Genomic DNA, 20,980 nt, shown 5'->3' with positions numbered 1-20,980 from the left:
TCCTATGCAACACCTCCAACCTGCACTGCTCAGCCTGCTGCTCGGCCTGTTGTTTACCGGCCAGGTCTCGGCCCATGGTCTCTGGACCGAACAACGTCGCGGCAACATCGAAGTGATTTACGGCCACGGCGCCGAAGACAACGCCTTCAAGGCACAGAAAATCAGCGGCGCCTGGGCCTATGACATCAACGGCAAAATGATCCCGGTGACCGTGCAGCGCCTGGCCGATCACGCACGCTTGCAACCGCTGAAGCCGCCCGCCGTGATGGCGGTGGCACTGGACAACGGCATGTGGTCGCAGACAGCGGATAAAAAATGGATCAACGAAGGACGCAGCAAAGTGCCGGGGGCGATCGAGTCGACACAGACCTTCAAATACAGCCTGGCGATTTATCAGCCCGGGGCGAAGTTGCCAAAACTTGATCAGATGAAGTTGCTGATTCTGCCCGAAGTTGATCCGCTGACGGTCGGGCCGGGCAAGTTGCTGCCCGTGCGGGTGCTACTGGATGGGAAACCGGCGGCGGGGGTGAAGTTGATTGGCGACTATCGAAGTGCGCCGAATACGTTGAGCACCGAGACGGATAAGGATGGCCGGGCGCAGGTGGTGGTTCGGAATGAGGGGTTGAATGTGATTTCGGCGCAGGTGGAGATTGTGCTGAAGGACAATCCGGATGTGGCGACACGCGGGGTGTTTAGTTCGTTGACGTTCTTGGGTGAACCGCATCACGAGTAAATTAGATAACACTCCGTCAGGGCCGAGACTGCTTAAATGCGCTCGGCACTATTGGTGAGCCATTACTGCAGGTATTGTTTACAGGGAACGCATATTCCGCACTGGAATAACCAACTTACAAAAATCATCTAAAAAACTGTCATACCTGACAGTATTAATCCAGATCTAAAAATATTACTTTCCTGACGTGAACTTTATATCCAACAAACAGAAGGAAGCGACAATGAAACAGGAAGGGATTTTCAAGTGCCTGGAAAAAGACACAGCTTCGGGAAAAATCACCGTACAACTCAACGAAGAAAAGCCAGTCACATTTGATAGCGTATCCCTGCACAGTTTCGGTGAGGGCAAAGGTGGCTATATGAGTGGTGGAGAGGACGGAATCTATCACTACATTGCGTTCGGGTATCCAGATGGGCTAAAAGATGGCTCATATGAAATAAAATATAAAGACGGCTTTTCGGGAGACTATATGAACTGGGCATATAACCTTAATAACGGAAAGCGTTATGAAGCGACTGAAGGCACATTAAACGTGACATTCACGAAAGGCCTCAGTGTTGCTGCAGGAAGCTATAGCTTTGTCACCGAAGACAACGACACCGTCAGAGGCACATTCGATCTCAAACGCTAGTTACGTGGGGTATTAGTTCGCGGATTTTCTGGGGCGAGTCGCATCACGAATAACACACCAATCTTTGTGGGAGTGAGCCTGCTCGCGATTAGGCATAACAGTCAGCATTCATGCTGAATGCCAAACCGCATCGCGAGCAGGCTCGCTCCCACAGGATCGGGAATGTTCCTTAAAGTTCGCCGAGCCCGTCAATCAGCGCCTGATTCTGTTCAGGTGTGCCGATAGAGATCCGCAAGAACTGCGCAATCCGCTCCTGCTTGAAGTGCCGAACGATCACACCCTGCTCGCGCAACTTCGCCGCTAGTCCAGCCGCGTCGTGCTTCGGATGACGCACGAAGATGAAGTTCGCCGCCGACGGCAGCACTTCAAAACCCTTCCCTTCCAGTTGCGCAACGACCCATTCACGATGCTCGATGACCAGGCGGCAGGTCTTGTCGAAGTACTCGCGATCCTCGAACGCCGCCGCAGCCCCTACATTCGCCATACGATCCAGCGGATAAGAGTTGAAGCTGTTCTTGATCCGCTCCAGCGCCTCGATCAAATCGGGGTGCCCAACCGCCAACCCTACCCGCAGGCCGGCCAGCGAGCGGGACTTGGACAAGGTCTGAGTCACCAGCAGGTTCGGATAACGGTCCACCAGGCTGATCGCCGTCTCGCCCCCGAAGTCGATGTAAGCCTCATCCACCACGACCACCGAATCCGGGCTGGCCTTGAGGATTTGCTCCACCGCGTCCAGCGCCAACAGGCAACCAGTCGGCGCGTTCGGGTTCGGGAAGATGACTCCGCCGTTTGGCTTGGCGTAGTCCGCCGGGTTGATCTGGAACTGCTCGTCCAGCGGCACCGCATCGAACTTGATGCCGTACAACCCGCAGTAGACCGGATAAAAGCTGTAGCTGATGTCCGGGAACAGCACCGCTTTGTCGTGTTGCAGCAAGCCGTGGAAGATGTGCGCCAGAACTTCATCGGAACCGTTGCCGAGGAACACCTGATTGGCCTTCACGCCGTAATACGTCGCCACGGTGTTTTTCAGCAGATCGCTGTTCGGGTCCGGGTACAGACGCAAGTTGTCGTTCAGTTCGGTTTGCATCGCCGCCAAGGCTTTTGGCGATGGGCCGTACGGGTTTTCGTTGGTGTTGAGCTTTACCAGCTTCGCCAGTTTCGGCTGCTCGCCCGGCACGTAAGGCACCAGATCCTTGACGAACGGGCTCCAGAATTTACTCATGTTCAGTTCCCCTGCCCTTGTGAAGAGTCTTCGTTAAGGATGCGGTATTCGGCACTGCGGGCGTGGGCGGTCAACGACTCGCCACGGGCCAGCACGGAAGCGGTCTTGCCCAGTTCGGACGCACCCTGCTCGGAGCAGAAGATGATCGACGAGCGTTTCTGGAAGTCGTACACACCCAGCGGCGAGGAAAAGCGCGCAGTGCCGGACGTCGGCAAAACGTGGTTCGGACCTGCGCAGTAATCGCCCAAGGCTTCGGAGGTGTGGCGGCCCATGAAGATCGCGCCCGCGTGACGGATCAGCGGCAGCCAGGCTTGCGGATCGGCGACCGACAATTCCAGGTGCTCCGGCGCAATGCGGTTGGCCACTTCGATGGCTTGCTCCATGTCGCGAACCTTGATCAGCGCGCCACGGCCATTGATCGAGGTTTCGATGATCTCGGCGCGCTCCATGGTCGGCAGCAATTTGGCGATGCTGGCGGCGACCTTGTCGAGGAACTCGGCGTCCGGGCTGACCAGAATCGCCTGGGCGTCTTCGTCGTGCTCGGCCTGGGAGAACAGGTCCATGGCGATCCAGTCCGGATCGGTGTGGCCGTCGCACACCACGAGGATCTCGGACGGGCCCGCGATCATGTCGATGCCAACCTGGCCGAACACGTGGCGCTTGGCCGTGGCGACATAGATGTTGCCCGGACCGACTACCTTGTCGACCTTCGGCACGCTTTCGGTGCCGTAAGCCAACGCGGCAACCGCTTGCGCGCCGCCAATGGTGAAGACGCGGTCGACACCGGCGATGCAGGCCGCGGCCAGCACCAGCTCATTGATTTCACCGCGCGGGGTCGGTACCACCATGACCACTTCGGTCACGCCGGCGACCTTGGCCGGAATCGCGTTCATCAGCACCGAGGACGGGTATGACGCCTTGCCGCCCGGGACGTACAGGCCGGCGCGATCCAGCGGCGTGACCTTCTGGCCCAGCACCGTGCCGTCGGCTTCGGTGTAGCTCCAGGAATCCTGTTTCTGTTTTTCGTGGTAGCTGCGGACTCGGGTCGCGGCTTTTTCCAGCGCTTCGCGCTGAGGCACGGTGATCCGGGTCAGGGCCAGCTCCAGGCGTTCGCGCGGCAGGATCAGATCGGCCATCGACGCAACGTCCAGGCCGTCGAACTGCCGGGTGAAGTCCACCAGCGCCGCATCGCCACGCTCACGCACGGCTTTGATGATGTCCAGCACTCGCTGATTGACCGAGTCGTCAGACACACTTTCCCAGCTCAGCAGATGATCCAGATGATGCGCGAAATCCGGGTCAGCAGCGTTGAGTCGGCGAATTGCAGTCGGTGCGGTCATAGCGAGAGCCTCATAGGATTGGCAAAAACTCAGGCGCCCTAACTTAGCAGTCGTTTCCGCTTGGGCACCTGAGAATTCTGGCTATGAGGCGGATAGACGGGCGCGACTTAACGTCGCGCGGGTGAATCAGCCGCGGTGTCGAGACTCCACTGCCTTGCGCAGGGTGTCGATCAACGCCTGGATACGGGCGTGCTGCATTTTCATCGAAGCTTTGTTGACGATCAGCCGGGAGCTGATGTCGGCAATGAAATCCTGGGGTTCCAGGCCATTGGCGCGCAAGGTGTTGCCGGTGTCGACCACGTCGATGATCTTGTCCGCCAGCCCGATCAGCGGCGCCAGCTCCATCGAGCCGTAAAGCTTGATGATGTCGACCTGACGACCCTGCTCGGCGTAGTAACGCTTGGCAACGTTGACGAACTTGGTCGCTACTCGCAGGCGGCCCTTGGGCTCGACGTCGCCGACACGGCCGGCGGTCATCAGCTTACACAGGGCAATTCGCAGGTCCAGAGGCTCGTACAAACCCTGGCCACCATATTCCATCAGCACATCTTTACCGGCGACGCCCAGGTCCGCGGCACCATGCTCGACGTAGGTCGGCACATCGGTGGCGCGCACGATCAGCAGACGCACATCGGCCTGAGTCGTGGGGATGATCAGCTTGCGGCTCTTGTCCGGATTCTCGGTCGGCACGATGCCCGCTTCAGCCAGAAGCGGCAGGGTGTCGTCAAGGATGCGGCCCTTGGACAGTGCGATGGTCAACATGGGAAACGTCAGTCCTTATCAGGCTACTGATGCCCGGTCGCAAATGGCGCCGGACACACATCGAGCCTGAAACAGGCTCGACTTGAAACAAATTCAACGGGCGCATCCGTGTGCCCATGCAGCAGAAACTAGCCCGGTACGCGGCGGATCTTGGCGCCGAGCATCTGCAGTTTCTCTTCGATGCACTCGTAACCACGGTCGATGTGGTAGATGCGATCGATCAGGGTGTCACCTTCAGCGATCAGCGCCGAGATCACCAGGCTGGCCGAGGCACGCAGGTCGGTGGCCATGACTGGCGCGCCCTTGAGTTTCTCGATGCCGGTGACGATGGCGGTGTTGCCTTCGACTTGAATGTGCGCGCCCATGCGGTGCAGTTCGTAAACGTGCATGAAGCGGTTTTCGAAGATCGTCTCGATCACTGCGCCCGTGCCTTCGGCAATGGCGTTGAGGGAGATGAACTGCGCTTGCATGTCGGTCGGGAACGCCGGGTACGGAGCGGTCCGCACGTTGACGGCTTTTGGCCGCTTGCCGTGCATGTTCAGCTCGATCCAGTCTTCGCCGCAGGTGATTTCAGCACCCGACTCGCGAAGCTTTTCCAGAACGGCTTCGAGGATCGTCGGATCGGTGTCCTTGACCTTCACACGACCGCCGGTCACGGCAGCGGCGACCAGGTAAGTCCCGGTTTCGATACGGTCCGGCATCACTTTGTAAGTGGTCGGGTGCAGACGCTCGACGCCATCGATGGTGATGGTGTCGGTGCCGGCGCCAGTGATCTTGGCACCCATGGCGATCAGGAAGTTCGCCAGGTCGACGACTTCAGGCTCGCGCGCGGCGTTGGCCAGAACGCTGCGGCCCTTGGCCAGAGCGGCGGCCATCATGATGTTTTCGGTACCGGTTACGCTGACGGTATCGAAGAAGAAGTGCGCACCGCGCAAGCCGCCTTCTGGCGCCTTGGCCTTGATGTAGCCGCCTTCGACGTCAATGACCGCGCCCATGGCTTCGAGACCACGGATGTGCAGGTCAACCGGACGCGAGCCGATGGCGCAACCGCCAGGCAGGGCGACTTCGGCTTCACCGAAACGGGCAACCATCGGACCCAGCACCAGGATCGACGCGCGCATGGTTTTCACCAGTTCGTACGGTGCGATCAGGGTCTTGATGGTGCGCGGGTCGATTTCGACGCTGAGCTTCTCGTCGATCACCGGCTCGATGCCCATGCGACCGAACAGCTCGATCATGGTGGTGATGTCATGCAGGTGCGGCAGGTTGGCAACGGTTACCGGGCCATCGCACAGCAGGGTTGCAGCCAGGATCGGCAGGGCAGAGTTCTTTGCCCCGGAGATGCGGATTTCGCCATCAAGACGAACGCCGCCAGTAATAATCAATTTATCCATAAGAATCTCGACGCCCTTGGGCTCAGGTGCGCTCGGCCCAGGCCGCGCTGCTGAAAAATTTCATAGTGACCGCATGGATGCTGCCATCGGTGATCCATGGGTTCAAATGGGCATAGATCTGCTGCTGACGCTTCACCGGGCTCAACGCCGCCAGTTCATCGCTAATCACGTTCAGCTGGAAATTGCAGCCTTCGCCCTCAACTTCTACCAACGTTCCGGGCAGCTTTCCTTCAAGGAAGCTCTTCACTTCTACGGCCTGCATGCTCAACCTCAATCGGCGCCCTGTGCGCGCGGGTCGGACATCATACAAAAAAGCCCCGCGCCTGCGAACCCCGCGAAGCAGGACTCTGACGGGGGGCTTCTTTATAGATGCGGTTAGGGATGCGCCAACAGCTCGGTCAATTCACTGACCTGAGCGATTTCGCGCATGTCTTCTGGCATCCCGCGGATGGTCAGCGCCTTGCCGGCCGCCTCAGCATCGCGCATGAAGCACAGCAGCAGGGACAAGCCCACGCTGCTGGACTTCAACACCGCCGAACAATCGACCACCACTTCGGCAGCCTGGCTGGACTTGATCAACGCCTGCCCCTGCTTGCGCAGACCAGGGCCGGTGCGGTAATCCAGCATGCCACTGAGTCGCAGCTCGCCGGTTTCGCTCATGCGAATGGCCGACACACTCATTGAGCTTGCTTCTCAGGGGTTTGACTCTTGCTGGCTTCCTTGGCCTTGGCGACTTCCCCGGCCCAACCGTTGATGGTCTTGTCCAGGTCATTGCCATTGCGCTGCATCGCATCAGCGAACTGATCGCGGAACAGCTTGCCGATGTTGATACCGTTGATGATCACGTTGCGCAGTTTCCACTCGCCATTGATCTTCTCAAGTGTGTACGACACGGGATAGATCGAGCCGTTGGTGCCTTTGACCGTCATGGCGACGCTGGTACGGTCTCCCGACTCATCCTTGGCAGGATCGACGGTGATGCCCTGATTGTTGTACTCGAGCAAGGCGTTGCCATAGAACTGGAACAGACCCTTTTTGAAGTTTTCTTCAAAGGTTTTCATCTGCGCAGGCGTGGCTTTGCGTGAGTACTTGACCGTCATGATGCTTTTGGAAATGCCCTCGGCATCCACGACCGGCCCGACGATGGTGTTCAGCGCCGTGTAAAAGTCTTGCGGGTCCTGCTTGTACTTCTCTTTGTTGGCCGCCAGGTCGGCCAGCAACCGAGTGGTGGTGTCCTGCACGATTTCGTGCGCTGAGGGCGCTGCCACGGCGTTAGCCATCAGCGGCAGGGCCGAGAGTAATACCAACAGGCCACGTCGCAAGGTAGAGATCATTCAAAAGCTCCTCATTTGGCGTCTTTGCTAACGGTATTGAGCAGAAATTTACCGATCAGGTCCTCGAGCACCAGCGACGACTGGGTGTCGTGGATGGTTGAACCATCCTTGAGCAAGGTTTCTTCCCCGCCCACGCTGATACCGATGTACTTCTCGCCCAACAGGCCAGCGGTCAGGATAGATGCAGTGGAGTCAGTCGGCAGGTTATCTACGCGCTTTTCCAGCTGCATGGTCACTCGACCGGTGAAACTGTCGCGGTCCAGATCGATCGCCGTGACCTTGCCGATGGTCACACCGGCCATGGTCACTTTAGCTCTGACAGTCAAACCAGCGATATTGTCGAAATACGCATAAGTTTTATAAGTATCGGTGGTGGCACTCGGGGACAGGCCACTCACCCGCAACGCCAGCAACAGCAAAGCCAGGATGCCAGCCAGCAAGAAAAGGCCGACACCGATTTCCAGGGTGCGGTTTTGCATCAGAAATCTCCAAACATCAAGGCGGTCAGAATAAAGTCCAGGCCGAGTACAGCCAATGAGGCATACACCACGGTCTTGGTAGTGGCACGACTGATCCCCTCGGAAGTGGGCTCGCAGTCATAGCCTTGGAATACGGCGATCCAGGTCACGACGAAGGCGAAGACGATGCTTTTGATGATGCCGTTGAGCACATCATCAGTGAACGTCACGCTGTTCTGCATGTTGGACCAGTAGGAACCTTCATAGACACCCAGCCAGTCGACGGCCACCCACGAACCGCCCCAGATGCCCACCACGCTGAAAATCATCGCCAGCACCGGCAGGGAAATGAAGCCGGCCCACAGGCGTGGGGCAATGATGTACTTGAGCGGGTCGACGCCAATCATTTCCAGACTGGACAACTGTTCGGTGGACTTCATGTTGCCGATTTCGGCGGTCAACGCCGAACCTGCGCGCCCGGCAAATAGCAATGCCGTGACCACGGGGCCGAGTTCACGCAACAGTGTCAATGCAACCATCTGCCCGACCGCCTGCTCCGAACCGTAGCTGGACAGAATGTTGAAGCCTTGCAGCGCCAGCACCATGCCGATGAACACCCCGGAGACCACAATGATCACCAGGGACATCACGCCCACCGAGTGCAGTTGCTTGATCAGCAGGCCAAAACCACCGCCGATACCGCCGCGGCCGAGCAAGGCATGAAACAGGAAAATCGCCGAACGCCCGAACACCGCCAGCACATCGATGCCGGCATGGCCGAAACGACGCACGCGTTCCAATAGTGAAATCTTGCGCATCAACGCTTCCCCAGAAGATCTGCGCGGTAATCCGTCGCTGGAAAGTGGTATGCGACCGGACCGTCGGGATCGCCGGTCATGAATTGACGAATACGCGGCTCCTGCGAGTTCATCAGCTCCTCGGGAGTGCCCTGCCCCAATACTTGCCCGTCTCCCACCACATAAATGTAATCGGCAATGCTGGCGGTCTCGGCCAGATCGTGGGAGACCACAATACTGGTGATGCCCAGCGCATCGTTGAGCAAGCGGATCAGGCGCACCAGCACGCCCATGGCGATAGGGTCCTGGCCGACAAAGGGTTCGTCATACATGAGGATCTGCGGATCGAGGGCAATCGCCCGCGCCAGCGCGACACGGCGCTTCATGCCACCGGACAGTTCGTCGGGCATCAGGTCGATAGCGCCACGCAACCCCACGGCCTGCAATTTAAGCAGGACGATGTCACGGATCATTTCTTCCGGCAGCTCGGTATGAACGCGCAGCGGAAAGGCGACGTTCTCGAACACATCGAGGTCGGTAAACAGCGCGCCGCTCTGAAACAGCACGCCCATGTGCTTGCGCGCATCGAACAGATCGCTGCGCGACAGCTTCGGCAGGTTCTGGCCATTGACCCAGACCTCGCCCTTGGTGGGCCGCAACTGTGCGCCCATCAATCGCAACAGCGTGGTCTTGCCACACCCGGAAGGCCCCATGATGCCGGTGACCTTGCCGCGCGGGATACGGATATCGACGTTATTGAAAATGCTGCGCGCACCGCGCTTGAAGGACAGTCCCTTCAGCTCGACCGCGTAGGCGTTATCGGCACTCATCTAAACTCCTTGCGATGCAGCCTCACACTCGGACGCCTGGCTTCCTGACGAAAGCACATACCTCCCCGGGCAGGCCGAACTGGCGGCGAACTATATCACTGCAAAGGCCAAGCGCCCAAGGCCAAAGCCGCCCCATGTTCAGCAACATGACAGGCAAAAAGCCTCGTTTAGAGGGGATTCGGTAACAGGGAATGACAAAGCATGACGAACTTGCGTGAGGGTTTTGATCATTACCGCTATAATCGCCGCCTTTTCATCAGGCTATACGATTTCTGACATGAGCCAATCCAGCGACCTGATTCAATCTGCGCAACGCACCATCCGCCTCGAACTGGAAGCCGTACAAGGCTTGCTGCCCCATATCGACGCAGATTTCGTACGCGCTTGCGAGATGATTCTGGACAGCAAAGGCCGCGTGGTCGTGGTCGGCATGGGCAAATCGGGGCACATCGGCAACAAGATCGCCGCCACCCTGGCCAGTACCGGCACCACGGCGTTTTTCGTGCATCCGGCCGAAGCCAGTCACGGCGACATGGGCATGATCACTCGCGACGACATCATCCTGGCCCTGTCGAATTCCGGCTCCACCAACGAAATCGTCACCCTGCTGCCCCTGATCAAGCGTCTGGGCATCAAATTGATCAGCGTAACCGGTAACCCGGATTCGGCGCTGGCCAAGGCCGCCGAGGTCAACCTCAACGTTCACGTCGAGCACGAAGCCTGCCCGCTGAACCTGGCACCGACTTCGTCGACCACCGCCGCGCTGGTCATGGGCGATGCCCTGGCCGTTGCACTGCTGGAAGCCCGCGGCTTTACCGCTGAAGACTTCGCGTTTTCCCACCCGGGTGGCGCGCTGGGCCGACGCCTGCTGCTGAAAGTCGAAAACGTCATGCACGCAGGTCAAGAGCTGCCGCAGGTCCAGCGCGGCACGCTACTCAAGGACGCGCTGATGGAAATGACCCGCAAGGGCCTGGGCATGACCGTGATCCTGGAAGCCGATGGCAAACTGGCCGGAATCTTCACCGACGGTGATTTGCGCCGCACACTGGACCGCAGCATCGACATCCACAGCGCCACTATCGATCAGGTCATGACCGCGCACGGCAAAACCGCTCGCGCCGAGATGCTCGCCGCCGAAGCCCTGAAAATCATGGAAGACCACAAGATCAACGCACTGGTCGTGGTCGACAGCGAAGACCGCCCGGTCGGCGCCTTGAACATGCACGACTTGCTGCGTGCGGGAGTAATGTAATGAGCACGGACCTGCTGCAACGCGGCAAACAGATCAAACTCGCGGTGTTCGACGTCGATGGCGTGCTGACCGACGGGCGCCTGTACTTCCTCGAAGACGGCAGCGAATTCAAGACGTTCAGCACCCTCGACGGCCAAGGCATCAAGATGTTGATGGCAGCCGGCGTGCAGACAGCTATCATCAGCGGCCGCAAGACCCCTGTGGTCGAACGTCGAGCGAAGAATCTCGGCATTCCTCACCTTTACCAGGGGCGCGAAGACAAACTGGTGGTGCTCGACGAGCTTCTGGCCCAGCTCAACTTAAGCTATGAGCAGGTCGCCTATCTGGGCGACGACTTGCCGGACCTGCCGGTGATTCGCCGCGTTGGCCTGGGCATGGCTGTAGCAAACGCAGCCAGCTTCGTGCGTGAACACGCCCATGGCATCACCCAGGCCCGTGGTGGCGAAGGTGCTGCTCGCGAATTCTGTGAATTGATCCTGCGCGCCCAGGGCCGCCTCGATGCGGCCAACGCTGCGTACCTGTGAGCCCATTATGCTGAGCAAAAAGATTCGTAACATCCTGGTGTTCGGTTGCATCGCGGCGTTGTTCGCCGCGGTCGGCTACTGGAACATCAGCCCGGAACGCTTCCTCGACAAACCGGTGGTCAAGGTCGATGAAAGCGCGATCGACTATTACGCCCTCAACGCCCACAGCGTGCAGTATCTGCCGGACGGCAAATTGCAGTACGAAATGACGTCCGACAAGGTCGAACACCTGAAAGTGAGCGAGGTGACGTTGCTGACCAACCCTGACCTGAACATGTTCCGCGGCACCGAGTTCCCGTGGCACGTCCAGAGTGAGCACGGCGAAGTCAACCCGGACGGCACTCAGGTCGAGCTGATCGACTCGGTACGCATCACGCGTTTTGACGAGAAAAACCGCAAAACCCTGATTACCACCACCCGAATGACAGTGTTCCCGCAGCAGCAATATGCGCAGACCGATCAACCCGTTAGAATCGACGGCGCTGGCGGTGTATCGACAGGCAACGGAATGAAAGCGTATTTGAAAGAAAGCAGGATACACCTGCTATCGAACGTAAGAGGACAGTATGAGGCTCGTTAAAACTCTCCCTATTTTGCTCAGTCTGGGCGCAGCACTGGGAAGCGTGAGCGCCTGGGCTCTGCCGAACGATCAAGAGCAGCCTATCCGCATTCAGGCCGACGACGCCCAACTGGACGACAAGAATGGCATTGCCACCTATAAAGGTGACGTGATCATTACTCAGGGTTCGATGAAGGTTACCGGCAATACCGTGACCATCACCCGCACCGCGGCTGGTGACATCGACGTGGTGACTTCGGTGGGCAACCTCGCCTACTTCGAGCAACTGCAAACTGCCGGTGACACCAAGCCTGTTCAGGGTTGGGGTGTGACTATCCAGTACCACGCCTCGCAAAATCGCGTTGTGCTGATCGATAAGGCAAAAGTTGTCGACAAGGACAACAACGTCACCCAAGGCGAAAAAATCGTCTACGACACCGCGAAAAAGCTTGCGAGCGCCGGGCGTGCGACGGGTAGTAAGGTCACCGAGTCGCGTCCGCGAATCGACATGGTGATCCAGCCCAAGCCGAAAACCGACGAGAAAAAGGCCCAGTAATGGCAACTCTGAAAGCTCAGCATCTGGCCAAGAGCTACAAGAGCCGTCAGGTCGTGCGTGACGTCAGCCTGTCCATCGACAGCGGTCAAATCGTCGGCCTGCTGGGTCCTAACGGCGCCGGCAAGACCACCTGCTTCTACATGATCGTTGGCCTGGTGCAGGCCGATCAGGGTCGCGTATTGATCGACGACCTGGACGTCAGCCACCAGCCGATGCACGGTCGTGCAAAGGCCGGTATCGGCTATCTTCCGCAAGAAGCGTCGATCTTCCGCAAACTGTCGGTGGCGGACAACATCATGGCCATCCTCGAGACCCGTAAGGAACTCGACAAAGCCGATCGTCGCAAGGAGCTGGAAAGCCTGCTGCAGGAATTCCACATCAGCCACATCCGCGACAACCTCGGCATGAGCCTGTCCGGTGGTGAACGCCGCCGCGTGGAAATCGCCCGGGCACTGGCCACCAACCCGAAATTCATCCTGCTCGACGAACCTTTCGCCGGCGTGGACCCGATTTCGGTGGGCGACATCAAACAGATCATCTACCACCTCAAGGCCAAAGGCATTGGCGTGCTGATCACTGACCACAACGTCCGTGAAACCCTGGACATCTGCGAAACCGCCTACATCGTCAACGATGGCCAGCTGATCGCCGAAGGTGACTCCGCCACCATCCTGGCCAACGAACTGGTCAAGGAAGTGTATCTGGGCCATGAGTTCCGCCTGTAAGCGCTGACGTGTCTGGCTGTGTCCGGGCGCTTGTCTCGATAAAAAATCAATACTTTTTTATTGTTACAGCGCTCTAGGCAAACGCCGGCCTCAAAGATGTTCAGCTATCGGCAAGGGCAGCTCGTCAACAAGACTTTAAAAGTTTTTATTGTTACAGCGCTCTAGGCAAACGCTGCAGTTTCGGGCATATAATTTGCTTATGTTTGGCGCTTCGGCGCCCTGTAGTGGATGGCGCATGTGCGCCGGCGAATAAGGTGTTAAGCCCCTGCCATGAAACCATCGCTAGTCTTGAGAATGGGCCAGCAGCTGACGATGACACCGCAGCTGCAACAGGCCATCCGCCTGCTCCAATTGTCGACCCTGGACCTGCAACAGGAAATCCAGGAGGCCCTGGAGTCCAATCCGATGCTCGAACGCCAGGAAGAAGGCGACGACTTCGATAACGCCGACCCTTTGGCCGACAAAGCCGAACAACTCCCCAACGCCGATGTTTCGGAACCCTCCTACCAGGAAACCGCCCCGACGGTGGATAACCTCGAGGAAGGTGACTGGAACGAGCGCATTCCCAACGAGCTGCCCGTCGATACCGCGTGGGAAGACGTCTACCAGACCAGCGCCAGCAGCCTGCCGAGCAACGATGACGACGAGTGGGATTTCACCACCCGCACATCAGCCGGTGAAAGCCTGCAAAGCCATTTGTTGTGGCAACTGAACCTGGCACCGATGTCCGACACCGATCGCCTGATCGCCGTGACCCTGATCGATTGCATCAACAATCAGGGCTACCTGGACGAAACCCTCGAAGAAATTCTCGAGGCCTTCGATCCGGAGCTGGACATCGAGCTGGACGAGATCGAAGCCGTCCTGCACCGCATCCAGCAATTCGAACCGGCCGGCATTGGCGCCCGCAACCTGGGCGAATGCCTGCTGCTGCAACTGCGCCAACTGCCTGCCAAGACGCCTTGGCTGGCCGAAGCCAAGCGTCTGGTCACTGATTACATCGACCTGCTAGGCAGCCGCGACTACAGCCAGCTGATGCGCCGCATGAAGCTCAAGGAAGATGAACTGCGCCAGGTGATCGAGCTGGTGCAGAGCCTCAACCCTCGTCCGGGCTCGCAGATCGAGTCCAGTGAAGCCGAGTACGTTGTTCCTGACGTGATCGTGCGCAAGGACAATGAGCGCTGGCTGGTCGAGCTGAACCAGGAATCGGTGCCACGGCTGCGGGTCAACGCCCAGTACGCCGGCTTTGTGCGCCGCGCCGACACCAGCGCCGACAACACTTTCATGCGCAATCAGTTGCAAGAGGCTCGCTGGTTCATCAAGAGCCTGCAAAGCCGCAACGAAACCCTGATGAAAGTGGCCACCCAGATTGTCGAGCATCAGCGCGGCTTCCTGGAGTACGGCGACGAAGCGATGAAACCACTGGTGCTGCATGACATCGCCGAAGCGGTGGGGATGCACGAATCGACGATTTCACGGGTGACCACGCAGAAATTCATGCATACCCCTCGGGGCATATATGAACTGAAATACTTTTTCTCCAGCCACGTCAGCACCTCCGAAGGCGGTGAATGCTCGTCCACAGCGATCCGCGCGATCATCAAAAAACTGGTTGCCGCGGAAAATCAGAAAAAGCCGTTGAGTGACAGCAAGATCGCTGGTTTACTGGAGGCACAAGGCATTCAGGTGGCTCGCCGCACCGTCGCCAAGTACCGCGAATCCCTCGGGATCGCGCCTTCGAGCGAACGCAAGCGGTTGATGTAGAGCCACGCCACAGCGTTCCAGTGGCAGGCATTTCTGCCTGCCGCTTTATGCACTGGCAACGAAGGAGAAGCTGTATGCAAGTCAACATCAGTGGACACCAACTGGAAGTGACCGAACCTCTTCGCACCTACATCGGCGAAAAACTCGAACGATTGGAGAGGCATTTCGACAAGATCACCAACGTGCAGGTCACGATGACGGTCGAAAAGCTCAAGCAGAAAATCGAAGCCACGCTGCATATTCCCGGGAATGAAGTGGTCGCCAACGCGGAACATACCGATATGTACGCGGCGATCGACGCACTCACCGACAAGCTCGATAAACAACTCAAAAAGCATAAGGAAAAGACCCAAAGCCTCCTCCAGGGCGCGACCGGTCGTTAACACTCCCAACCCATGATCCGACTTGAAAGCATCCTGACCCCCGGCCGTTCCCTCGTGAACGTGCCGGGCGGCAGCAAAAAGAAAGCCCTCGAGCAAATTGCCAACCTTATCCATAAAGAAGTACCGGATCTGGAGATGCAAGATGTCTTTGAGGCTCTGATCGCCCGTGAAAAACTTGGCTCGACTGGTTTTGGAAACGGCATCGCCATCCCCCACTGTCGTCTCAAGGGTTGCACCTCACCCATCAGTGCCTTGATGCACCTCGATGCACCCATCGATTTCGACGCCATCGACGGCGCCCCGGTTGACCTGCTGTTCGTTCTGCTGGTCCCGGAAGCCGCCACCGATGCGCACCTGGAGCTACTGCGCCAGATCGCCAGCATGCTCGATCGCAAGGAAGTGCGCGAAAAACTGCGCAGCGCCTCGAGCAATGAAGCCTTGTATCAGGTTGTTCTGAGCGAGCAAAACGGTCACTAATCATGCGCTTGATCATTGTCAGCGGCCGTTCCGGCTCAGGTAAAAGTACCGCACTCGATGTTCTCGAGGACAACGGCTACTACTGCATCGACAACCTGCCCGCCGGATTGCTGCCGGAACTGGCCGAGCGCGCGTTGATTCATACCGAGCTGGCACAACCGCTGGTTGCCGTATCCATCGATGCGCGCAACCTGCCGAGTCATCTATCGCGGTTTCCGGAGCTGCTGGAAGAAGTCCGCAGCCGGCATATCAAATGTGATGTGCTGTATCTGGACGCCGATGAAGAAACGTTGCTCAAACGCTTTTCGGAAACCCGTCGTCGCCACCCTCTGAGCAACGCCAATCGCTCGCTGGCCGAGGCGATTCAAGACGAGACCCAGTTGCTGGGCCCGATCGCCGACCTGGCCGACCTTAAGGTCAACACCACCAACCTGAACCTGTATCAGCTGCGCGATACCATTAAGCTGCGTCTGCTGAACCAGCCGGAAGCCGGCACTGCGTTCCTGGTGGAGTCATTCGGGTTCAAGCGTGGCATGCCGGTGGATGCGGACCTAGTGTTCGATGTGCGCTGCCTGCCCAACCCTTACTGGAAGCCGGAACTGCGCGATCAGTCCGGGCTTGATCAACCGGTGGCCGAGTATCTGGCGGCACAACCGGACGTCGAAGAGATGTTCCAGGACATTTCCACGTACCTGCTCAAGTGGTTGCCGCGCTTTGCCGCCAGCAACCGCGCTTATGTCACCATTGCCATTGGCTGCACCGGCGGGCATCACCGCTCCGTCTACCTGACCGAACGTCTGGGCCAGGTCCTGCAACAATCCCTGAAGAACGTCCAGGTTCGCCACCGCGACCTCAGCTAAAGGATTCACATCGCGATGCCTGCTCTGGAAATCGAAATCATCAACAAACTGGGTTTGCATGCCCGCGCTTCGGCAAAATTCGTCGGTGTCGCCGGTCAGTTCAAGGATTGCACGATCAGAGTCGGACGCACGCCGGAATCCACGGTCGATGGCAAAAGCATCATGGCGATGATGATGCTCGCTGCTGGCAAGGGCACCAAAATCTACCTGAGTACTGAAGGTCATCAGGAACAGGAAGCGCTGGATGCGCTGGTCGCATTGATCAACAACTTCTTCGACGAAGGCGAGTAACACCGCGGTTTCGGGTGCTTTTGTGGCGAGGGGGCTTGCCCCCGTCCGGCTGCGCAGCAGTCGTAAAACATCCAGAACGACTCTCCAGCGCAGTACGTTCGTTAAACCCCAGGGCCGCTTCGCGACCCAACGGGGGCAAGCCCCCTCGCCACAAAGACATCGACGCCGCTCAGGCCAGTGCAGTATCCATCACCATCATCAAACAAAACCCGATCAGCAGCCCAAGGCTGGCCAGCTTGTCGTGACCATTGCGCCGCGACTCGGGGATGATTTCATGGGTGACCACTAGCAGCATCGCCCCTGCCGCGAGAGCCAACCCCAACGGCAACAGCAATTCGGCCAGGCTCACCAGCCAGGCGCACAACAGGGCGAAGACCGGCTCGACCAGACCTGATGCAGCACCGATCAGGAACGCCCTTACCCGCGACATCCCCGCCCCTGCCAACACCAGCGCGATCACCAGCCCTTCCGGCACATCCTGCAACGCGATGCCCATGGCCAGGCTGTCAGCATCCGGCATTCCACCACCGGCCGAGACACCAACGGCCATGCCTTCAGGAATGTTGTGGGCAATGATGGCAAACACAAACAACCAGATCCGTGGCGGGATGACCGGCCGCTCCATCGTTCCGACGAGCATTTCCGGTGAGGCGCCCGACACCTTTCGATCCACCAGAAACAGGCCGAACGCGCCGAGCATGATGCCGAAGCTGATCAGGCCGCTGGCGGCCCAGGGTGTCAGCCCCAGGCTTTCAGCGGCGGAGATACCCGGGACGATCAGCGAAAACGCCGTCGCCGCGAGCATTACCCCGGCACCGAAACCGAGCAGCGTATCGCTCACCGCCTGCGGCATCCGCCGAATCACCAGCACCGGAACCGCCCCCAACGCAGTACCCAAGGCGCAAATCGCCCCGCCCTGCAGTGCGCGCAGCAGTTTGGGTTCGAGGTCCAGCCACGCCAGACCATGGGCGACCAACAACGTCATGCCCGCCAGCAGCAACAGCGATCCCAGCGCGTAACGAAACATTCGCCCGCTTCCGATCGCCAGTGTTTCAGTGCCCATAGTCAGCCTTGGATTGTTTTTATAGAGGACTTAAACCAGCGCAGCCTGATAACGCGCAGCGACTTCAGGCCAATTGATGACGTTGTAGAACGCGTTGATGTATTCCGGACGGCGGTTCTGGTATTGCAGGTAGTAGGCGTGCTCCCAGACATCCAGGCCGAGGATCGGCGTATTGCCGTTCATCAACGGGCTGTCCTGGTTACCGCTACTTTCCACGATCAGGGTCTTTTGCGGCGTGACACTCAGCCAGGCCCAGCCACTGCCAAAGCGGGTCAGCGCGGCCTTGGTAAACACGTCCTTGAAACTGTCCAGACCGCCCAATTGCTCATCAATCGCTGCGGCCAGCGCACCTTCTGGTTTGCCGCCGCCATGAGGCGCCATCACTTCCCAGAACAACGAATGGTTGGCATGGCCACCGCCCTGATTGATCACTGCAGCGCGGAGTTTTTCCGGCAACTGCTGGACGCTGGCGACCAGTTTTTCCACCGACCACTCGGCAAACTCGGTGCCTTCGACCGCGGCGTTCAGATTATTGATGTAGTTCTGGTGGTGCTTGGTGTAGTGGATCTCCATGGTCTGCGCATCGATATGCGGTTCCAGGGCATCGTAAGCGTAAGGCAAGGCAGGCAAGGTAAAAGCCATTTCAATGGACTCCATGATGTAGAGGCGCAGGCGATGCGGTATCGGTGTGCAGCAAACGGTGTGTGCGCGGGTATTCGCCATGCTCGCTGATGAAATTCAGCAGCTCGACATAGGTTTTGCTGCTTTGACGCAACGCGGCTTCGCGCAGGGCCGGGGCCAGGCGCGGGTCCTGCAGGGTCTGCAACAACCGCTGATGGATCGCGCACAAATACTCGGCGCTCTCCTCCGGCTGGTTAAGACGCAAATGCAGGTCTGCCAGGTTGTGGTGGGAAATCACACAGGCTGCTACCGCTTCGTCGGCATCCGCCCAGCGCTCGAACAACACTTGGGCCAGGGCCAGGGCCTGCAAGTAAGCCTCGCGGGCATCGATGAGTTCGCCCAGCATGAAATGGCGATTAGCCCTTTCGATCGTGCGTTTCCAGTGCTCCATGGTGAGCCTCCAAAGCGGTAGCAGTGATTACACGCCGCCTGCGGTGAGCTTCTCTGGGTTGAGTAATTCTTCCAGTTGGCTGCGCGTCAGGTCGGTGTGCTCCAGGGCGACATCAATCACCGGTCGGCCCTGCTGATAGGCCTTCTTGGCGATTTCAGCGGCTTTTTGGTAACCGATGATCGGGTTGAGTGCCGTCACCAGAATCGGATTGCGCGACAGCGCCTCTTTAATCCGCGTCTCATTGACCTTGAAGCTGGCGATGGCCTTCTCACCCAGCAGATGGCTGGAGTTGGCCAGCAATTCGATGCTGCTCAGCAGGTTCTGCGCGATGATCGGCAGCATCACGTTCAATTCGAAATTGCCCGACTGACCGGCGATGGTGATGACGGTGTCATTGCCGATCACCTGGGCGGCGACCATGGCGGTGGCTTCCGGGATGACCGGGTTGACCTTGCCGGGCATGATCGAAGAACCCGGCTGCAAGGCTTCGAGTTCGATTTCGCCGAGGCCGGCCAGCGGGCCGGAGTTCATCCAGCGCAGATCGTTGGCGATTTTCATCAACGAAACCGCTGTCGCTTTAAGCTGTCCGGAGACCGCAACTGCGGTGTCCTGGGAGCCGATCAGCGCAAACAGATCCTTGCCCGGTGTGAATTGAACGTGGGTCAGTTCGCTCAACTGTTGGCTGAACCGCGCAGCGAATTGCGGATGCGCATTGATCCCGGTACCTACCGCCGTGCCACCCTGAGCCAGGGATTGCAGGCTCGGCAACAAGTCCTGCAAATGGCCGATGTTGGCCTTGAGCTGCTGCGCCCAACCATTGAGCACCTGACTCATGCGCACCGGCATGGCGTCCATCAGGTGAGTGCGACCGGTTTTGACGTGGTGATGAACCTCTTCAGCCTTGCGCTCGATCACCTGCACCAGGCGCACCAGCGCCGGCAGCAGTTGCTCATGCAACGCCAGTGCAGCGCTGACATGGATGGTGGTCGGGATGATGTCGTTGCTGCTTTGGCCACAATTCACGTGGTCGTTCGGGTTCACCGGCTCGCCGAGCAGGCGGCTGGCCAGGGTGGCGATCACTTCATTGGCGTTCATGTTGGAACTGGTGCCGGAACCGGTCTGAAAGATGTCCACCGGGAAATGCTGCATGAAGTCGCCCTGAAGCAGACCCAATGATGCATCGACGATGGCTTTGCCCTGGGATTCACTGAGTTGCTTGAGCTCGACGTTGGCACGGGCAGCGGCGGCTTTGGCCAGAATCAGCGAGCGGATGAACTGCACAGGCATCGGCTTGCCGCTGATCGGGAAGTTATCCACTGCCCGTTGAGTCTGTGCGCCATAGAGCGCGTCCACCGGGACTTGAAGCTCGCCCATGCTGTCACGCTCAATACGAGTCTTGTTCATCAGAAAATCCTTGCACCAGTTCTATGAGAGGAATCGAGGGCTGCAACTCGCAGATCGCCAGTTGCCAGGTGTAGCTTTGCCAGCGTTTGAGGCGGCATTTGCACAGAGAGAGGCGTTCCAGATCGCGCAGCGGGCGCCAGGCCTGGTCCAGGCAGTAAGTGCGCCAATGCCAGGGCAGCGCGACATCGGCGGCGGTGTCGAGCAACAAACGGAAAGATGTTTCGGCGATGGTCCAGGCAGAAGTGGCCGTGCAGCACGCCAGATACCGGCCTTCAGCCAGGTAATGTTCGATCAGGCGCGGTTCATCGGGGTCCATCGCGCAACGGATCTGGCGACTCATCCAGCGCCAGCTTTCGAGGTAAGGCATCTCGTGCAAGGCAGAACTCATGATCCGGGCTCATTCGGTAATGAGATTTATTATTAGATGATAATGAGAACCAACACAAGAGACGAGTATGGTCCCCTGTTAGGAGCCGGCTTGCAGGCGATTGCGATCTGGCATTCATCATCGATGTCGACTGATTCACCGCAATCGCCAGCAAGCCG

27 protein-coding genes are annotated in these 20,980 nt (G+C 58.6%); 12 read left to right on the top strand and 15 right to left on the bottom strand.

Annotated features, from left to right (window positions below; genetic code table 11):
• The first annotated feature begins 4 nt into the window (after window positions 1-4).
• A complete protein-coding gene (locus ACYZT6_RS02180; protein WP_462025524.1) occupies window positions 5-733 on the top strand; it encodes a DUF4198 domain-containing protein in 729 nt (242 codons plus the stop codon).
• 223 nt (window positions 734-956) lie between these two features.
• The gene (locus ACYZT6_RS02175) at window positions 957-1,367 is read left to right on the top strand and encodes a hypothetical protein (RefSeq protein ID WP_462025523.1); all 411 of its coding nucleotides are present in this window, start codon (window positions 957-959) and stop codon (window positions 1,365-1,367) included.
• Between the two features lie 169 nt (window positions 1,368-1,536).
• Here ACYZT6_RS02175 and hisC read toward each other — a convergent pair whose 3' ends face one another.
• The 10 genes from hisC to ACYZT6_RS02125 all read right to left on the bottom strand — a co-directional run bounded on the left by hisC (window position 1,537) and on the right by ACYZT6_RS02125 (window position 9,504).
• A complete protein-coding gene (gene hisC / locus ACYZT6_RS02170; RefSeq protein ID WP_462025522.1) occupies window positions 1,537-2,589 on the bottom strand; it encodes a histidinol-phosphate transaminase in 1,053 nt (350 codons plus the stop codon).
• Window positions 2,590-2,591: 2 nt separating this feature from the next.
• Window positions 2,592-3,929 carry a histidinol dehydrogenase gene (gene hisD, locus ACYZT6_RS02165; RefSeq protein WP_462025521.1) on the bottom strand — a complete coding sequence of 446 codons (1,338 nt, stop codon included), beginning with the start codon at window positions 3,927-3,929 and terminating at the stop codon, window positions 2,592-2,594.
• A 126-nt stretch (window positions 3,930-4,055) separates the two neighbouring features.
• On the bottom strand, window positions 4,056-4,691 hold the full coding sequence (hisG, locus tag ACYZT6_RS02160; RefSeq protein ID WP_007901570.1) for an ATP phosphoribosyltransferase: 636 nt from the start codon (window positions 4,689-4,691) through the stop codon (window positions 4,056-4,058).
• Window positions 4,692-4,819: 128 nt separating this feature from the next.
• Window positions 4,820-6,085, bottom strand: coding sequence for a UDP-N-acetylglucosamine 1-carboxyvinyltransferase (murA, locus tag ACYZT6_RS02155; RefSeq protein WP_131061197.1), 1,266 nt, complete (start codon window positions 6,083-6,085; stop codon window positions 4,820-4,822).
• A gap of 22 nt (window positions 6,086-6,107) precedes the next feature.
• On the bottom strand, window positions 6,108-6,347 hold the full coding sequence (locus ACYZT6_RS02150) for a BolA family protein (RefSeq protein WP_007912386.1): 240 nt from the start codon (window positions 6,345-6,347) through the stop codon (window positions 6,108-6,110).
• 113 nt (window positions 6,348-6,460) lie between these two features.
• Window positions 6,461-6,766: an STAS domain-containing protein gene (locus ACYZT6_RS02145; RefSeq protein WP_462025520.1), complete on the bottom strand. Its 306-nt coding sequence runs from the start codon at window positions 6,764-6,766 to the stop codon at window positions 6,461-6,463.
• Window positions 6,763-7,419 (bottom strand): MlaC/ttg2D family ABC transporter substrate-binding protein, encoded by a 657-nt coding sequence (locus tag ACYZT6_RS02140; RefSeq protein WP_461957248.1) that lies wholly within the window; start codon window positions 7,417-7,419, stop codon window positions 6,763-6,765. The genes ACYZT6_RS02145 and ACYZT6_RS02140 overlap by 4 nt, the downstream gene beginning before the upstream one ends.
• 11 nt (window positions 7,420-7,430) lie before the next feature.
• Window positions 7,431-7,898, bottom strand: a complete 468-nt coding sequence (gene mlaD / locus ACYZT6_RS02135) for an outer membrane lipid asymmetry maintenance protein MlaD (RefSeq protein WP_131061201.1) — start codon at window positions 7,896-7,898, stop codon at window positions 7,431-7,433.
• Window positions 7,898-8,695 (bottom strand): lipid asymmetry maintenance ABC transporter permease subunit MlaE, encoded by a 798-nt coding sequence (gene mlaE / locus ACYZT6_RS02130; RefSeq protein WP_010463310.1) that lies wholly within the window; start codon window positions 8,693-8,695, stop codon window positions 7,898-7,900. The genes mlaD and mlaE overlap by 1 nt, the downstream gene beginning before the upstream one ends.
• Window positions 8,695-9,504, bottom strand: coding sequence for an ATP-binding cassette domain-containing protein (locus tag ACYZT6_RS02125; RefSeq protein WP_131061203.1), 810 nt, complete (start codon window positions 9,502-9,504; stop codon window positions 8,695-8,697). The genes mlaE and ACYZT6_RS02125 overlap by 1 nt, the downstream gene beginning before the upstream one ends.
• Before the next feature lie 277 nt (window positions 9,505-9,781).
• Between ACYZT6_RS02125 and ACYZT6_RS02120 the strand changes: the two genes are divergently transcribed.
• The 10 genes from ACYZT6_RS02120 to ACYZT6_RS02075 all read left to right on the top strand — a co-directional run bounded on the left by ACYZT6_RS02120 (window position 9,782) and on the right by ACYZT6_RS02075 (window position 16,895).
• Window positions 9,782-10,756, top strand: a complete 975-nt coding sequence (locus ACYZT6_RS02120) for a KpsF/GutQ family sugar-phosphate isomerase (protein WP_462025519.1) — start codon at window positions 9,782-9,784, stop codon at window positions 10,754-10,756.
• Window positions 10,756-11,280 carry a KdsC family phosphatase gene (locus ACYZT6_RS02115; protein WP_461957246.1) on the top strand — a complete coding sequence of 175 codons (525 nt, stop codon included), beginning with the start codon at window positions 10,756-10,758 and terminating at the stop codon, window positions 11,278-11,280. Before ACYZT6_RS02120 ends, ACYZT6_RS02115 begins: the two co-directional genes overlap by 1 nt.
• Window positions 11,281-11,287: 7 nt before the next feature.
• Window positions 11,288-11,860: an LPS export ABC transporter periplasmic protein LptC gene (gene lptC / locus ACYZT6_RS02110; RefSeq protein WP_131061206.1), complete on the top strand. Its 573-nt coding sequence runs from the start codon at window positions 11,288-11,290 to the stop codon at window positions 11,858-11,860.
• The gene (lptA, locus tag ACYZT6_RS02105) at window positions 11,847-12,395 is read left to right on the top strand and encodes a lipopolysaccharide transport periplasmic protein LptA (protein WP_461979519.1); all 549 of its coding nucleotides are present in this window, start codon (window positions 11,847-11,849) and stop codon (window positions 12,393-12,395) included. Before lptC ends, lptA begins: the two co-directional genes overlap by 14 nt.
• The gene (gene lptB, locus ACYZT6_RS02100) at window positions 12,395-13,120 is read left to right on the top strand and encodes an LPS export ABC transporter ATP-binding protein (protein ID WP_109627985.1); all 726 of its coding nucleotides are present in this window, start codon (window positions 12,395-12,397) and stop codon (window positions 13,118-13,120) included. The genes lptA and lptB overlap by 1 nt, the downstream gene beginning before the upstream one ends.
• A gap of 270 nt (window positions 13,121-13,390) precedes the next feature.
• Window positions 13,391-14,884, top strand: coding sequence for an RNA polymerase factor sigma-54 (locus ACYZT6_RS02095; protein WP_131061208.1), 1,494 nt, complete (start codon window positions 13,391-13,393; stop codon window positions 14,882-14,884).
• A gap of 74 nt (window positions 14,885-14,958) precedes the next feature.
• Window positions 14,959-15,267, top strand: a complete 309-nt coding sequence (hpf, locus tag ACYZT6_RS02090; RefSeq protein WP_007941242.1) for a ribosome hibernation-promoting factor, HPF/YfiA family — start codon at window positions 14,959-14,961, stop codon at window positions 15,265-15,267.
• A 12-nt stretch (window positions 15,268-15,279) separates the two neighbouring features.
• On the top strand, window positions 15,280-15,744 hold the full coding sequence (gene ptsN / locus ACYZT6_RS02085; RefSeq protein ID WP_462025518.1) for a PTS IIA-like nitrogen regulatory protein PtsN: 465 nt from the start codon (window positions 15,280-15,282) through the stop codon (window positions 15,742-15,744).
• Between the two features lie 2 nt (window positions 15,745-15,746).
• Window positions 15,747-16,604 (top strand): RNase adapter RapZ, encoded by an 858-nt coding sequence (gene rapZ / locus ACYZT6_RS02080; RefSeq protein WP_131061211.1) that lies wholly within the window; start codon window positions 15,747-15,749, stop codon window positions 16,602-16,604.
• Window positions 16,605-16,619: 15 nt separating this feature from the next.
• Window positions 16,620-16,895 carry an HPr family phosphocarrier protein gene (locus tag ACYZT6_RS02075; RefSeq protein ID WP_462025517.1) on the top strand — a complete coding sequence of 92 codons (276 nt, stop codon included), beginning with the start codon at window positions 16,620-16,622 and terminating at the stop codon, window positions 16,893-16,895.
• 169 nt (window positions 16,896-17,064) lie between these two features.
• Here the strand turns inward: ACYZT6_RS02075 and ACYZT6_RS02070 are convergent, their stop codons facing one another.
• Genes ACYZT6_RS02070 through ACYZT6_RS02050 form a run of 5 tightly spaced genes read right to left on the bottom strand, consistent with a single transcriptional unit; the run spans window position 17,065 to window position 20,822 of the window.
• The gene (locus ACYZT6_RS02070) at window positions 17,065-17,958 is read right to left on the bottom strand and encodes a ZIP family metal transporter (protein WP_462025516.1); all 894 of its coding nucleotides are present in this window, start codon (window positions 17,956-17,958) and stop codon (window positions 17,065-17,067) included.
• A 30-nt stretch (window positions 17,959-17,988) separates the two neighbouring features.
• Complete coding sequence (locus ACYZT6_RS02065) at window positions 17,989-18,600, bottom strand: superoxide dismutase (RefSeq protein ID WP_462025515.1); 612 nt, start codon at window positions 18,598-18,600, stop codon at window positions 17,989-17,991.
• A 1-nt stretch (window position 18,601) separates the two neighbouring features.
• Window positions 18,602-19,030 (bottom strand): hypothetical protein, encoded by a 429-nt coding sequence (locus tag ACYZT6_RS02060; RefSeq protein WP_462025514.1) that lies wholly within the window; start codon window positions 19,028-19,030, stop codon window positions 18,602-18,604.
• Window positions 19,031-19,057: 27 nt separating this feature from the next.
• Window positions 19,058-20,434 carry a class II fumarate hydratase gene (locus ACYZT6_RS02055; protein ID WP_462025513.1) on the bottom strand — a complete coding sequence of 459 codons (1,377 nt, stop codon included), beginning with the start codon at window positions 20,432-20,434 and terminating at the stop codon, window positions 19,058-19,060.
• A complete protein-coding gene (locus ACYZT6_RS02050; protein WP_462025512.1) occupies window positions 20,415-20,822 on the bottom strand; it encodes a FagA protein in 408 nt (135 codons plus the stop codon). Before ACYZT6_RS02050 ends, ACYZT6_RS02055 begins: the two co-directional genes overlap by 20 nt.
• Window positions 20,823-20,980: the final 158 nt, after the last annotated feature.

This window comes from Pseudomonas sp. RT6P73, from assembly GCF_054897715.1.
Note: the sequence above shows the minus strand (reverse complement) of the source record. Positions and strands in the feature narration are given on the sequence as shown.